Source organism: Pseudarthrobacter sp. C4D7 (assembly GCF_013359725.1).
GTDB lineage: Bacteria > Actinomycetota > Actinomycetes > Actinomycetales > Micrococcaceae > Arthrobacter.
This window is the reverse complement of record NZ_JABFMW010000004.1, coordinates 46,805-60,161: the sequence shown is the minus strand read 5'-3', so window position 1 is coordinate 60,161 and position 13,357 is coordinate 46,805. Positions and strand designations below refer to the sequence as shown.

General features: G+C 66.2%; 13 protein-coding genes. 8 read left to right on the top strand and 5 right to left on the bottom strand.

Annotated elements, in window-relative coordinates; translation table 11 throughout:
• Positions 1 to 127 precede the first annotated feature (127 nt).
• Genes pdhA through HNO81_RS04830 form a run of 4 tightly spaced genes read left to right on the top strand, consistent with a single transcriptional unit; the run spans position 128 to position 4,450 of the window.
• Positions 128 to 1,360 (top strand): pyruvate dehydrogenase (acetyl-transferring) E1 component subunit alpha, encoded by a 1,233-nt coding sequence (gene pdhA / locus HNO81_RS04845; protein WP_175317006.1) that lies wholly within the window; start codon positions 128 to 130, stop codon positions 1,358 to 1,360.
• Positions 1,360 to 2,340 carry an alpha-ketoacid dehydrogenase subunit beta gene (locus tag HNO81_RS04840; protein WP_175317005.1) on the top strand — a complete coding sequence of 327 codons (981 nt, stop codon included), beginning with the start codon at positions 1,360 to 1,362 and terminating at the stop codon, positions 2,338 to 2,340. Before pdhA ends, HNO81_RS04840 begins: the two co-directional genes overlap by 1 nt.
• Positions 2,341 to 2,347: 7 nt before the next feature.
• Positions 2,348 to 3,814 (top strand): dihydrolipoamide acetyltransferase family protein, encoded by a 1,467-nt coding sequence (locus tag HNO81_RS04835; RefSeq protein ID WP_175317004.1) that lies wholly within the window; start codon positions 2,348 to 2,350, stop codon positions 3,812 to 3,814.
• A 24-nt stretch (positions 3,815 to 3,838) separates the two neighbouring features.
• On the top strand, positions 3,839 to 4,450 hold the full coding sequence (locus HNO81_RS04830; protein WP_371818164.1) for a phosphatase PAP2 family protein: 612 nt from the start codon (positions 3,839 to 3,841) through the stop codon (positions 4,448 to 4,450).
• Between the two features lie 24 nt (positions 4,451 to 4,474).
• Here the strand turns inward: HNO81_RS04830 and HNO81_RS04825 are convergent, their stop codons facing one another.
• From HNO81_RS04825 to HNO81_RS04805, 5 genes are all read right to left on the bottom strand, one after another.
• Positions 4,475 to 4,810, bottom strand: a complete 336-nt coding sequence (locus tag HNO81_RS04825) for a hypothetical protein (protein WP_175317003.1) — start codon at positions 4,808 to 4,810, stop codon at positions 4,475 to 4,477.
• A 173-nt stretch (positions 4,811 to 4,983) separates the two neighbouring features.
• On the bottom strand, positions 4,984 to 5,412 hold the full coding sequence (locus HNO81_RS04820) for a universal stress protein (RefSeq protein WP_175317002.1): 429 nt from the start codon (positions 5,410 to 5,412) through the stop codon (positions 4,984 to 4,986).
• Between the two features lie 44 nt (positions 5,413 to 5,456).
• Complete coding sequence (locus HNO81_RS04815; RefSeq protein ID WP_175317001.1) at positions 5,457 to 6,749, bottom strand: PLP-dependent aminotransferase family protein; 1,293 nt, start codon at positions 6,747 to 6,749, stop codon at positions 5,457 to 5,459.
• A gap of 57 nt (positions 6,750 to 6,806) precedes the next feature.
• On the bottom strand, positions 6,807 to 7,202 hold the full coding sequence (locus HNO81_RS04810; RefSeq protein ID WP_371818163.1) for a GerMN domain-containing protein: 396 nt from the start codon (positions 7,200 to 7,202) through the stop codon (positions 6,807 to 6,809).
• 400 nt (positions 7,203 to 7,602) lie between these two features.
• Positions 7,603 to 8,160 carry an NAD(P)H-dependent oxidoreductase gene (locus HNO81_RS04805; protein ID WP_175317000.1) on the bottom strand — a complete coding sequence of 186 codons (558 nt, stop codon included), beginning with the start codon at positions 8,158 to 8,160 and terminating at the stop codon, positions 7,603 to 7,605.
• Between the two features lie 120 nt (positions 8,161 to 8,280).
• On the opposite strand from HNO81_RS04805, the gene HNO81_RS04800 reads away from it, so the two are divergent.
• The 4 genes from HNO81_RS04800 (at position 8,281) to HNO81_RS04785 (ending at position 13,330) form a co-directional block, all read left to right on the top strand.
• Positions 8,281 to 8,892 carry a TetR/AcrR family transcriptional regulator gene (locus HNO81_RS04800; RefSeq protein ID WP_371818162.1) on the top strand — a complete coding sequence of 204 codons (612 nt, stop codon included), beginning with the start codon at positions 8,281 to 8,283 and terminating at the stop codon, positions 8,890 to 8,892.
• Positions 8,893 to 9,159: 267 nt separating this feature from the next.
• Positions 9,160 to 10,143 carry an ABC transporter permease gene (locus tag HNO81_RS04795; protein ID WP_175316999.1) on the top strand — a complete coding sequence of 328 codons (984 nt, stop codon included), beginning with the start codon at positions 9,160 to 9,162 and terminating at the stop codon, positions 10,141 to 10,143.
• A 2-nt stretch (positions 10,144 to 10,145) separates the two neighbouring features.
• Positions 10,146 to 11,135, top strand: coding sequence for an ABC transporter permease (locus HNO81_RS04790; RefSeq protein WP_175316998.1), 990 nt, complete (start codon positions 10,146 to 10,148; stop codon positions 11,133 to 11,135).
• Positions 11,132 to 13,330 carry an ABC transporter ATP-binding protein gene (locus tag HNO81_RS04785; protein WP_175316997.1) on the top strand — a complete coding sequence of 733 codons (2,199 nt, stop codon included), beginning with the start codon at positions 11,132 to 11,134 and terminating at the stop codon, positions 13,328 to 13,330. The genes HNO81_RS04790 and HNO81_RS04785 overlap by 4 nt, the downstream gene beginning before the upstream one ends.
• The last annotated feature ends 27 nt before the right edge of the window (positions 13,331 to 13,357 follow it).

Below are 13,357 nucleotides of genomic sequence, written 5' to 3'. Positions count from 1 at the left end.
GCTACTTACCGAAGATAAAGTTAGGATCAGTAAGCCAATGTATGCCGCCACGGGAATGTATTCCTTCCGCGGCATATATCCCAGCGACATTGCATTGCATCCGGATGCGGCAAGCAAGGAGAACGGTATGGGCACTCATCTGCCTTCCACCGAGTTCGACGGAACAGCGGTAGACGACCAGCGGGAAGCTGATGCTGAAGCCGTCATGGGCGAGCCCGCGGCCCGGATGGTGCAGCTGCTCGGTCCTGACGGGAAGCTGGGCACCGATCCTGTCTTCAGCGGCTACGCGGACAAGCTCACCCCGGAAGACCTCCGCGGGCTCTACGCCGACATGGCGGCGATCCGCCGGTTCGACGTCGAAGCTACAGCCCTCCAGCGCCAGGGCCAGCTGGCTCTCTGGGTCCCCCTGACCGGCCAGGAAGCTGCGCAGATCGGTTCGGGCAGGGCCAGCCAGCCGCAGGACTACATATTCCCCACCTACCGGGAGCACGGCGTCGCCCTCACGCGCAACGTGGACCTGGCGGAACTCCTGCGCCAGTTCCGCGGCGTTTCCAACGGTGGCTGGAACCCCAAGGACACCAACTTCCACCTCTACACGCTGGTCCTGGCCGCGCAGACCCTCCATGCAGTGGGCTATGCCATGGGGATCCAGCGTGACCAGAAGCTGGCCGCAGCGTCGGACCCGGCAGGCCGCGAGCCTGATGCCGCCGTCATCGCCTACTTCGGCGATGGCGCCAGCTCTGAGGGCGACGTCCACGAGTCGATGGTGTTTGCCTCCTCCTACAAGGCCCCGGTGGTGTTCTTCTGCCAGAACAACCACTGGGCCATCTCGGTTCCCACCAATGTCCAGACCCGCGTCCCGCTCTCCAACCGCGCCAAGGGCTACGGTTTCCCGGGTATCCGCGTTGACGGCAATGACGTGATCGCCGTGCACGCGGTGACCGAATGGGCGCTGGAGCACGCGCGCCAGGGCAACGGGCCGGTCCTCATCGAAGCCTTCACCTACCGGGTGGGGGCACACACCACCGCAGACGATCCCACCAAATACCGGCAGTCAGCGGAGGAGGATGCGTGGCGCGCCAAGGACCCGCTGGCGCGGCTGGAGAAATACCTCCGGGCTGAAGGCCTGGCAGATGACGCCTACTTCGCCAAGGTCAAGGCCGACGGCGACGAGCTGGCTGCCTACGTGCGGCGCACCGCCCACGATCTTGAAGACCCGGACATCCGGCAGGCCTTCGCCAGCGTCTACCGGGAGGCCCACCCGCTGGTGGCCGAGGAACTGGCGTGGTTCGAGGAGTACAGCGCAGGATTCGCCGGCGGGGACGAGTCCGCCGGCCAGGCAGCAGAGGCAGGCCACTGATGACCACCATGACCATCGCGAAGGCCATCAACGAAGGGCTCCGCGCCACCCTTGCCGCCAATCCCAAATCGCTGCTGATGGGCGAGGACATCGGGCCCCTGGGCGGGGTCTACCGGGTCACCGACGGATTGATCGGCGAGTTCGGCCCGGACCGCGTGGTGGACACCCCGCTGGCCGAGTCCGGAATCATCGGAACCGCCATCGGCCTTGCCCTGCGGGGATACAGCCCGGTCTGCGAGATCCAGTTCGACGGCTTTGTCTTCCCCGGCTTCAACCAGATCACCACCCAGCTCGCCAAGATCCATTCGCGCAGCAGCGGCAAGCTCAGCGTCCCCGTTGTCATCCGGATCCCGTACGGCGGGGGCATCGGCTCCATTGAGCACCACTCCGAGTCCCCGGAGGCACTGTTCGCCCATACAGCCGGACTGCGCATCATCACCCCGTCCAACCCCCATGACGCCTACTGGATGATCCAGCAGGCCGTGCAGTGCCAGGACCCGGTCATCGTCTTCGAGCCCAAGCGCCGCTACTGGCTCAAGGGCGAGGTTGACGTCGAGGCGCCCGGACCGTCGGAGGATCCTTTCAAGGCCCACGTCCTGCGCGAGGGCACCGACGCCACCGTGGTGGCCTACGGCCCGCTGGTTCCTGTGGCCCTGGCAGCGGCCAACGCTGCGGAAGAGGACGGCAGGAGTGTCGAGGTCATCGACCTTCGGTCCATTTCCCCCATCGACTTCGACACCGTCACTGCCTCCGTCCGGAAGACCGGGCGGCTCATCGTGACCCACGAGGCCCCCACGTTCGGCGGAATCGGCGGCGAGATTGCCGCCCGGATCAGCGAACGGGCGTTCCACTCCCTTGAGGCGCCGGTGATCCGCGTCGGCGGGTTCCACATGCCCTACCCCGTTGCCAAGGTGGAGGAAGACTACCTTCCGGACATCGACCGCATCCTGGAGGCGCTGGACCGCGCCCTCTCCTACTGAGGACACCATGACCCTGAACAAGTTCAACCTGCCCGACGTCGGCGAAGGCCTCACCGAGGCCGAGGTGGTTTCCTGGAAGGTCAAACCCGGTGACACCGTCGCCGTCAATGACGTCATCTGCGAAATCGAAACCGCAAAGTCGATCGTGGAACTGCCGTCCCCCTTCGCCGGGACGGTGATGGAACTCCTCGTGCCCGAAGGCGTGACTGTCGACGTCGGGACCGCCATCATCAGCGTCAGCGACGAGGTATCCGGCGACCCCACCCCCGCCGATGTCCGGGCGCCGCAGGCGGCACCCGCCGCTGATGCTGCCGTCCAACCGCTCTACGGGAAGCTGCAGGCGGACCAGGAGGACGCCGGAAGCGCCGGTTCCCCGGCCACCGCACCCCTGGTGGGATCCGGGCCCAAGGCCGACGCCGTCAAGCGCCGGCCCCGGAAGACCGCCCCCGCGGCTGCCGTGACAGTCAACGCCCCCGAGGTTGAACCTGTCCAGCCCCGCACTCCCGCTGAGGTGACCGCCGGCGAACCTGCCGCCGTCGACACCCGGCCAACCCTGGGCGGCACCATCACGGGCCTGGTCAACCGGGTCCTGGCCAAGCCGCCGGTCCGCAAAATCGCCCGTGACCTGGGAATCGACCTCGCCGACGTCGTTGCCACCGGTTCCCGCGGGGAGGTGACGCGCGAGGACCTGGTGAGCTACCAGGCGCAGCGCGACGCCGAGCTGGACAAGGCTGACGGCTTCTGGGGCAAAGCCGGGAAGCCGCAGGACCAGCGCGTTGAGCGCATTCCGGTCAAGGGCGTCCGCAAGGCCACCGCGAAGGCGATGGTGGAATCGGCGTTCGCGGCTCCCCACGTCAGCATCTTCGTGGACGTCGATGCCAGCCGCACCATGGAATTCGTCAAGCGGCTCAAGACCTCCCGGGACTTCGAAGGCATCAAAGTGTCCCCGTTGCTCATCCTGGCCAAGGCCGTGATTTGGGCCGCTGCACGGAACCCCAGCGTGAACGCAGCCTGGGTGGACAACCAGGACGGCAGCGCCGAGATCCAGGTCAAGCACTTCATGAACCTGGGCATTGCCGCGGCCACTCCGCGCGGCCTCATGGTGCCCAACATCAAAAACGCCCAGGACCTGTCCCTGAAGGAGCTTGCGCTCGCGCTGAACGACCTGGCCACCACGGCCAGGGCGGGGAAGACGCAGCCGGCGCAGATGCAGGGCGGGACGCTGACCGTTACCAACATCGGCGCCCTGGGCATCGATACCGGTACGCCCATCATCAACCCGGGCGAAGTGGCCATCGTTGCGTTCGGAACCATCAAGCAGAAGCCCTGGGTCCTGGACGGAGAAGTGATTCCCCGCTGGATCACCACCCTGGGCGGATCCTTCGACCACCGCGTGGTGGATGGTGACCTGTCCGCCCGCTTCATGGCGGACGTGGCGGCCATCCTGGAAGAACCCGCGCTCCTGCTGGACTAAGGGGTGCCGGTTCAGGACGTGTCAGTGGGCAGCGGGTCGATCCGGGCCAGGAACCGCACGGCCAGATGGCTGACGGAGGTCTTCCAGCCCCCGGTGGTGGTCTCCCTGCAGTTGCTGATCAGCCCGCTGGCCCAGCCGGGGTTCCCGGGAACCATCGGCTACGGTGCACTGGCGGCACTTTTCGTCTGCGTGCTTCCACTGGCGGTGCTGCTGGTCCTGGTCAGGCGGGGCAAGGTCACGGACCACCACGTCAGCGACCGGAAACAGCGCGCACCTGTGTTGTTGATGGCACTGGCCTGCATCGCTGTGGGGTTGCTGGTACTGGGTGCCGTGAAGGCGCCGGCCAGTGTCATCGCCATGGTCCTGGCGGTGGTGGGCGGCGTAGCAGTGCTGGCCGTGGTCAGCCCGTTCTGGAAAATGAGCGGCCATGCCGCTGCCGTGTCCTGCGCCGCCGTCGTATCGGTGCTGATGCTGGGCGCCGCGTGGGCGCCGCTGCTGATTCTCATCCCGGCGGTCGGCTGGTCGCGGGTAGTGCTGCGGGCGCATTCGCTGGCCCAGGTGGTGGCGGGGTCGCTCTTTGGCGGCGTGGTGATGGCCGGCATCTGGTGGCTGCTGCAGGGCTGGCTGCTCGCCTGATCCCTGTGCCGCCGGGAAAGGTGCCTAGTAGGCGGCGTACGCGGTGAAGGCCTCAAGCATGGCCGGGTCTGCGGTGGTTCCCAGCGCAACGGAGGCGGCGGTCATCAGGCCGCCCACGAGCGCGGCCACTCCGGCCCAGGCGCTCAGTAGCTTCCAGTCCTCGCGCAGGACGCTGCGTACTGTCTGGGGAAGCCGGAGTCCCGGAGTAATGAGGTTCGGTGCGCTGTCGAGGCTGCCGTCGTCAAGGAGTGCAACCACCCGGTCGTTGCTGCGGTCCACCCGCATGGAGCTGATGTGGTTGCCGTGGCGGGCAAGGAGGATGTCATGGCCAACAAGCTGGCGGCGCTGCATGGTGATCAAGGGGAGCCCTTCGCTGGGGTGGATTCGTCCGAGTCCACGCCTTTGGGGCCCCTTCAATTTTATCGTTGCGCCAGCAGCTTAATGGATGGTAGAGCGGTGAGAACGGCCACCCCCCGCAGCGATATCCGCCACCACGGGGGGTGTCCTGCGTTACGCCAAAAGGATCCTGCGCCTTAGTCGGCGTCGTAGGTGTTGGCGATGTAGACGTCGCAGAGAGCGTTGTGGGCCACACTGTTGGCCACGCTGCCCAGGACACGGCCAATGCCGTGCATGCGCCGGTTTCCCACGACGATGACGCGGGCGTCCATGCGGACGGCTTCCTTGATGAGGGCATCGGCTGGCCGCCCGCGGGCCGCGGAGTACGTCACCGTGACGTCGCGGCCAAGCGATTCCGCAACCGTCCGTGCCACCTGTTCGGCGGCATCGGCGTCGGACACGATCCACCGGTCGCTGCCGCTGCCGAACACTTCGGTCCGGTCGCTGTCGAAGGCCGATACGACGTGCAGTGAGGCGCCCAGTCCTGCGGCCAGGTTCTTGGCCGATTCCGCCGCCTTCTTGGCGGTTTCGCTCCCGTCAACCCCTACAACGATGATTCCACCCATATGCATGCTCCTTTGCTCGGTTTTCGGCTTTCGTGTGGCTTACGCTACAGCGCGGCCATGGCTTCCTGCAGCACCGGCGCCAATCGGCGCACCCCTTCGGCGATGGCGTCGGGAGGCACGGCGCTGAAAGCGAGCCTTAGCTTGTTGGATGGTTCGTCCGACGGCGTGAAGGCGGCGCCGGGGATAAAGACGACGCCGGCGTCGATCGCCTTTTGCAGCAGGGGGTAGGTGTCGACGCCCTCAGGCAGGGTCACCCAGACGAAAAAGCCCCCCTGGGGGCTGGTCCAGGTGGTGCCGGCGGGCATGTACTCCTCCAGGGCGGCCAGCATGGCGTGGCAGCGTTCGGCATACAGCCCACGGTAGGTTTCGATCTGGCCTTTCCAGTCGTACTCGCGCAGGTAGGCGGAAACCAGCATCTGGTTCAGCGCGGGCGGGCACAGCGTCACCGCTTCCGCGGCGAGGTAGTAGCGGCGCTGCAGGTGCTGGGGGACCAGGGCCCAGCCGATGCGGAGCCCGGGGGCGAAGATCTTCGAGAAGGAGCCGAAGTAGATGACATCGTCCGGGTTGGCTGCGCGCAGGGGCGGCAATGATTCACCGTCGAAGCGGAGCAGTCCGTAGGGGTTGTCTTCCAGGACCAGGATATTCGCCCTGCGGCATATATCGACCACCTGCTGCCGCCGCTCCCGGGCCAGGGTGATGCCGGACGGATTGTTGAAATTCGGAATGGTGTAGAGGAATTTGATGCTTTTGCCCGCCAGCTGCAGCGCGGCGATCCGAGCCTCCAGCAGCTCCGGAACCAGGCCGTGCTGGTCCATCCCCACAGTCTCCACCTGCACCTGGTAGGCCTCAAAGGTGTTCAGCGCGCCGACGTAGGTGGGGTCCTCCACCAGCACCACGTCGCCCGGATTACAGAAGAGCTTGGTGGCAACGTCCTGGGCGGATTGCGATCCCGCGGTGACCACCACGTTCTCCGGCAGGGCATCCTGGATGCCTTCAGCGGCCATGACCTCGCAGATCTGCGCCCGCAGTTCCGCGGTTCCCTGCCCGGCGCCGTACTGAAGGGCCGTGAGCCCGTCGTCGGCAATGATTTTGGCGGCAGTCTCCGCGAGGCGCTCCAAGGGCAGCGACTGAAGGTATGGGCTTCCTCCCGCCAGGGACACCAGTCCCGGCCGCAGCGAGATATCGAAGACGTCCCTGACGGCGGACTGGCGGATATTCGCTGCACGCTCGGAAAACAGTCCCTCGTGGCGGTGGGCCGACGTGGCCGCGCGTTCGATCGCATCGATGGCCTCGGCGGGAAGCGCTCCGGCTGAGGCGTCAAGTGTTTCGTGGGTCACAACGTCAGGATACAGCCCGTTGTTGCTCTTGATGCAACACCTGTTTATCTATGATTTTCACCGGCTCCGGCTCATCCGCGCGAGGTAATCGCTCAGTGTTTCGCCGTTGATGTAAATCTCGGCCTTGACGGCGCCTGTGGCTTCGAGGGCGGTCTGGGTCAGTTGGGCCTCGACCCTGGGGAGATCGCAGCTGCCGCCATGGTTCAACGTGCCGGACAGATAAACGGTGACGGTGGTGCCGTCGAAGCTGCCGGAGAGGAAGGTGAGCCGGGAAGCACCCAACGCGTTGTACGCATTGGCAGGCTGCCCGCCATCCAGCAGGGCGCCGATCGCTGCTTTGAGCGGGACGTTCCCGCCGTCTCCGGGCTGGGCAAAGCCGACCAGGCTGTCATTGCAGCCGAAGCGGATCCCGTGCCGTCCGCCGTCGTCCACCATCACGAAGTAGGCGGTCACCGGGGAAGTTTTTGGGCCGGCGCTGGCCGCCGGGCCCGGGGAAGCTGCGTTCGGATGATCCCGCCCGTCGGCGGCGGAGCCGATGCCCGGCTTCGCCGACGGGAGGAGGGCCAGCGGCGCCTCCCGGGATCCGGCGCTCCCCATGGCAGAGCAGCCGCAAAGCAGGAGTGCCAGGCAGCTCGTGGCCGCGGCCAGGGCACGCCGGCCGGCCCAGCTGCAACTTTTCGCCATGCGGCACCGCAATCCGATCCGGTAGGTCCAGTGGATTAACGCTACGGGCCTGCCGGTTGGCGGAGATGTCCGCTCGGTACCGGTTGGGACAAGAGTTGGTCACGGCAGCGCCGGACGCAGCAGCGCCCGGCACATCCAGGATGTGCCGGGCGCTGACGCTGGCCGGGGGCTAGGCTGCCGGTGCTGCTGCCGCAAGGGCATCGAAGACGCCCTTGATCTGCTCCACCACCTCGGCGTCATCCTTGGGGTGGACTTCGGCGAAGCGCACCATCGAACCGGGGACGGCAAGCTTGACGTCCTCCAGGATCTGCGCACCGGCAATGCCGGCAGCCTTGCGGGCTTCGTCCTGGGCCCAGACGCCACCGTACTGGCCAAACGCGGTTCCGACGACGGCGGTGGGCTTCCCGTTGAGGGCGCCGGCGCCGAAGGGGCGGGACAGCCAGTCGATGGCGTTCTTCAGCGGGGCGGGCACGGTGCCGTTGTACTCAGGGGTCACCAGGAGCAGGGTGTCAGCCTCGTTGGCTGCGGCGCGCAGGGCGGCTGCGGCGGCGGGAACCTGGCCCTCGACGTCGATGTCCTCGTTGTAGAACGGAATGTCGCCCAGGCTGCCGTGGATTACTACCTCCACCTGGTCCGGAGCGTTCAGCTGGATCGCCTCGGCGAGCTGGGCGTTGGTGGAACCGGCGCGCAGGCTGCCGACGAGGGTAAGGACGGTGTTCTTGGTCATGTGCACTCCTGGCTGGGGGAGCGGCGGGGGCCGCTGTTGGTCGATCGTCAGGCTCGCAGAGCCTTTACCAGACTAAACGGACCGTAGTCCGTTTCTATTCCGCATGACTACACTGGCTGTGTGAGTTCCATCCCAATGCGGCCGGACATGACCCCGGAAACGGCTGCGGAACGCAGCGATGCTGCCCGGAACCGGGAGCGCCTCCTGGTGGCTGCCCGCGAGTTGATCGAGCAGGGCGGAGTGGCGGCACTCACCATGGACCGGCTGGCTGAACAGGCTGGCGTGGGCAAGGGCACCGTCTTTCGCCGTTTCGGCAGCCGGGCCGGGTTGATGCTGACCTTGCTGAATGACTCCGAGGCCGCCTTCCAGGCGCAATTCCTGTTCGGCCCTCCGCCGCTGGGGCCGGGTGCTCCGCCTCAGGACCGGCTCATCGCCTTCGGCGCCGAGCGGATCGCCTACGTGGTGGAGTACGGGGACCTGGTACTCGCGGCCGGAAGTTCCCCCGGGGGCAAGCTCGACGTTCCTGCCGCAGCCCTCTGGGACCGGCACGTGGAGATGCTCTTGCGCGAAGCCGGATTCAACTCCCCGGAACCGTGGCTGATGGCCGGGTCACTCAATGCAACCCTGGATCCTGAACGGCTCCTGCACCTGATCCGCAAACACGGAGTCACAAGCGAGCGGCTCGCTACATCGTGGCGTGACCTTGTGACACGGGTTGTCACGGCTGCGTAGAATACGCGTCCGCAAGCTCCCGCGTCCAGTCACGCGGACTTCACAGAACTATTCATAACGATCTGATACGGCGCGTCCGGTTTCGGGGGATTCCCGCGCTTTTCGCCTTGTGGCTTGTGATAGTTTCCTCTGGAATGTGACCCGCGACATAGTCCACCAGGACCTGCCCTTAGGGCTGCGGGATGCCAGCTACCCGCTGGCGCAGGACCCGGTGAGGCGGCACAACCCGTGCTCGTCCGGGGAAGACGGAAGGATCCAGCAGCGCCCATGCTCAAGTACCTCGCCAAGCGCGGCATTACCTATGTGGTGATGATCTTCCTCACCACATCCGCCGGCTACTTCCTTGCGGTCAGCTCGCTCAAGCCGGCGTTGCTCGAACAGGAACGTATCCCCCGGCCCACCCCGGAGCAGGTGGCCAACTCCATGCGGCTGAAGGGCCTGGACCCGGACCTCAACCCCTGGGAACGATACGTAGACTGGCTTACCGGCATCCTCACGCGGTGGGACTGGGGCCGCAGCCCCAACGGGGCCTACATCAACGCCGAGTTCGGGGACCGGGTGTGGATTTCCACCCGGCTGTTTCTGGCCTCCATCATCCTGACCCTGGTGATCGGCGTCGCGCTCGGCGTCTATTCGGCGGCCCGCCAGTACAAGTTTCAGGACCGTGTCATCACGTCCTACAGCTACCTCGCCTACATTGTGCCGGCACCCATCGCCTACTTCCTGGTGCAGCTGGGCGCCATCAACATCAACGAAACCGTGGGCGAACGCATCTTCTTCGTCACCGGCATCTCCACGCCGGGCCTGGCGCCCGGCTGGGCGCAGTTCGTTGACATGCTGGCGCACTACGTGGTCCCCACGGTGGCCATCACCCTGGTGGGGTGGGGCGCCTACCAGATCGCGCAGCGGCAGTATCTCCTGGACAACGTGAACGCCGACTTTGTCCGTACGGCCCGGGCCAAGGGGCTGACCCGGAACCAGGCCATTGCCCGGCACGCACTTCGGGTCTCCTTCATCCCGGTGGCCCAGAGCATCGCCTTCACCATCCCGGCCATCTTCGCCGGCGGCTTCTTCGCCGAAAAGATCTTCGCCTGGCCCGGCGTCGGGTCCTGGAGCATCGACGCCATCTCGCTGCAGGACGTCAACGCGGCCACCGCAACGCTGGCTTACGGCTCCGTGATCTTCGCCCTGGGCGCCATCCTGGCGGATTTCGCCACCACGCTTGTCGACCCGAGAGTGCGGGTGCAGTAGCCATGACCAACCTGAACGCCGTTGACCCGGCAACCGTGGCGCAGGACGCGCACCTGGAGCACGCCGACGTCGTCATTGGCAAGACCACCATCATTTTCCGCCGCTTCCTGCGCAACAAGACCGCAGTGGCAGGCCTGGCCATCTTCCTGGCGCTGACGGTTTTCTCGTTCATCGGGGGGTTCTTCACCCAGTGGGACAAGGAAACCATCGACCCCTTCAACATCGGGATGCCGCCGTCCGCCGACCATTACCTCGGCACATCGCAGGCAGGGATCGACCTGTACGCCATGACCGTGGAGGGCACCAGGATCTCCATCCTGATCGGCCTGGTGGTGGGCCTGGTGTCGGTCCTGATCGCCGCCGTCTACGGCTGCACCATGGCCTACTTCGGCGGCAAAGTGGACAAGGTCATGCTCTTCATCCTGGAAGCGCTGATCATGATGCCGGCCCTGCTGGTGGTTGCCGTGGCCACCAGCGGCGGCGGTGAAGGACTGAAACGGAACCTTCCCTCCTGGCTGCTGCTCATCATCGTCCTGCTGGTGTTCAGCTGGATGGGCACTGCCCGGCTGATCCGCTCCATGTCCATGTCCCTGATGCAGCGCGACTTCGTCAAGGCGGCACAATACATGGGCGTCCCGCCGCGGCGCATTGTCTGGCGGCACCTGGTGCCGAACATCGGCTCCCTGCTCATCCTGGACATCACCCGCGGCGTCACCGCAGCAATCCTCGCCGAGGTGGCGTTCTCCTTTATCGGCATCGGCATCAAGGTCCCGGACGTCAGCCTTGGCGTGCTGATCGGCGGCGCCACCTCCCAGGTGCAGACCTTCCCGTGGATGTTCTGGGTCCCGCTCACCGTCATGTTCCTGCTGACCGGTTCCCTGGCCATGATGAACGACGGCCTGCGCGACGCCTTCGACCCCAGCTCCAGCTCCACCGGCAAAGCCAAGAAGGCCAAAGCCCGGAAAACCACCGTGGAAAAGAAGATGGCATGAGCAGCGAAACCACCACCGGAGCCACCCAGCCTGCACGGCCGGACGTCGAACGCCTGCACCTGGCAGGACTGCACGCTCCCACGGACGCTGTCCTGTCCGTCCGTGACCTGAACGTCCGCTTCAACTCGGAGAATGGCGCAGTCCATGCCGTCCGGGGCGTCGACTTCGACCTGATGCCCGGCAAGACGCTGGGAATTGTGGGCGAATCGGGTTCCGGCAAGTCCGTCACGTCCCTGGCCATCATGGGCCTGCTTCCGCCGACCGCCGAGGTTTCCGGTTCCGTCCGGCTCAACGGCCGGGAGCTCCTGGGGCTCAGCGACAAGGAAATGTGCAAGTACCGCGGCAACGACCTCGCCATGGTCTTCCAGGATCCGTTGTCCTCCCTTACCCCGGTGTTCACGGTCGGCACCCAGATCGTGGAGGCGCTGACCATCCACCACCCCGGCATGAGCAGGGCAGCCAAGGAAGCGCGCGCCGTCGAACTTCTGGCCATGGTGGGAATCCCCAGTCCCAAGGACAGGCTGAAGGCCTTCCCGCACGAATTCTCCGGCGGTATGCGCCAGCGCGTCATGATCGCCATCGCCATCGCCAACAACCCGCGCGTCCTGATTGCCGACGAACCCACCACGGCCCTGGACGTCACCATCCAGGCCCAGGTCCTGGAGGTGCTGCACACGGCACAGGAGGAGACCGGCGCCGCCGTCGTCATGATCACGCATGATCTTGGCGTGGTGGCCGGCATGGCAGACGACATCATGGTGATGTACGCCGGCAAACCGGTGGAAACCGGGGCCGTGGATGACATCTACTACAACCCGCGGATGCCCTACACCATGGGCCTGCTGGGCGCCGTCCCCCGCGTGGACGTGGCGGAGAAGTCCTCGCTGGTGCCCATCGAGGGCATGCCGCCCAACCTGCTGCACGCCCCCACGGGATGCTCCTTCGCACCACGCTGCCCCCTGGCCTCGGACGCCTGCCTGGACGGCGAACCCGCCCTGGCCCCGGTCGGCGGCGAAGCGGGGCACGCTGCGGCCTGCATCAAGTCCGGCTCCCTCGGCGGAAGCGTGGATGTGCACGAGGTGTTCGCAGCTCCGCCCGTGCCGGTGTCCCGCTTCGATGCCATTCCCAGGGAGGAACGGTCCACCGTCCTGGAGCTGACGGATGTACGGAAGCACTTTCCGCTGACCAGGGGCGCACTGATTAAGCGCCGGATTGGCACCGTCAAGGCCGTGGACGGCCTGAGCTTCGACATCCGCGAAGGCGAATGCTTCTCCATCGTGGGCGAATCCGGCTCGGGGAAGACCACCACGCTCCTGGAGATCATGGAGTTCCACCCGGACCAGGACGGCGAAGTGGTGATCGGCGGCCTCAGCAACAAGCAGGCGGCCGACACGAAGACCAAAGCCAGGATGCGGCGCGAACTCCAGATGGTGTTCCAGGACCCCACCGGCGCCCTGGACCCGCGGTTCACCGTCTACGAAGTCCTCGCCGAACCGCTGCAGAACGCCGGCATGGACCGCGGCGCCATCCGGAAACGGATCATGGAGCTGATGCAGCTGGTGGGACTCCAGCCGGACCACGTCAACCGCTTCCCCAACCAGTTCTCCGGCGGCCAGCGTCAGCGGATCGGCATTGCCCGCGCGCTGGCGGTGAACCCCAAGCTGGTGGTCCTGGACGAGCCCGTCTCGGCCCTCGACGTGTCGGTCCAGGCCGGCGTCATCAACCTGTTGGACCACCTGCGCGCCGAACTGGGCCTGAGCTACCTGCTGGTGGCGCACGATCTTTCCGTGGTGCGCCACATCTCCAACCGCGTGGCGGTCATGTACCTGGGGAAGATCGTGGAGATCGGCGCCGTGGACCGCGTGTTCGACAACCCCCGGCACCCCTACACCCGTGCCCTCCTCTCGGCCATCCCGGTGCCGGATCCCCAACTGGAACGGACCCGCGAACGCATCATCCTCCAGGGCGACCTGCCTTCGCCCCTGCAGGCACCCAAGGGCTGCAACTTCGCCACCCGGTGCCCTGTGTTCGCGGCGCTCCCGCCGGCCGGGCAGGAGAAGTGCCTCACCCTGGAACCGCCACTGGAGCCGGCGTCCGCCGGTACGGACCAGCAGTTCGCCTGCTTCTTCCCCGACGGGGAACTGGATGAGGACATGCTGGTGGCCCACGAACCGGCGGACCAGCATGCGCCCTAAGGCTTTTTCGACCCCCAAGCACCACCA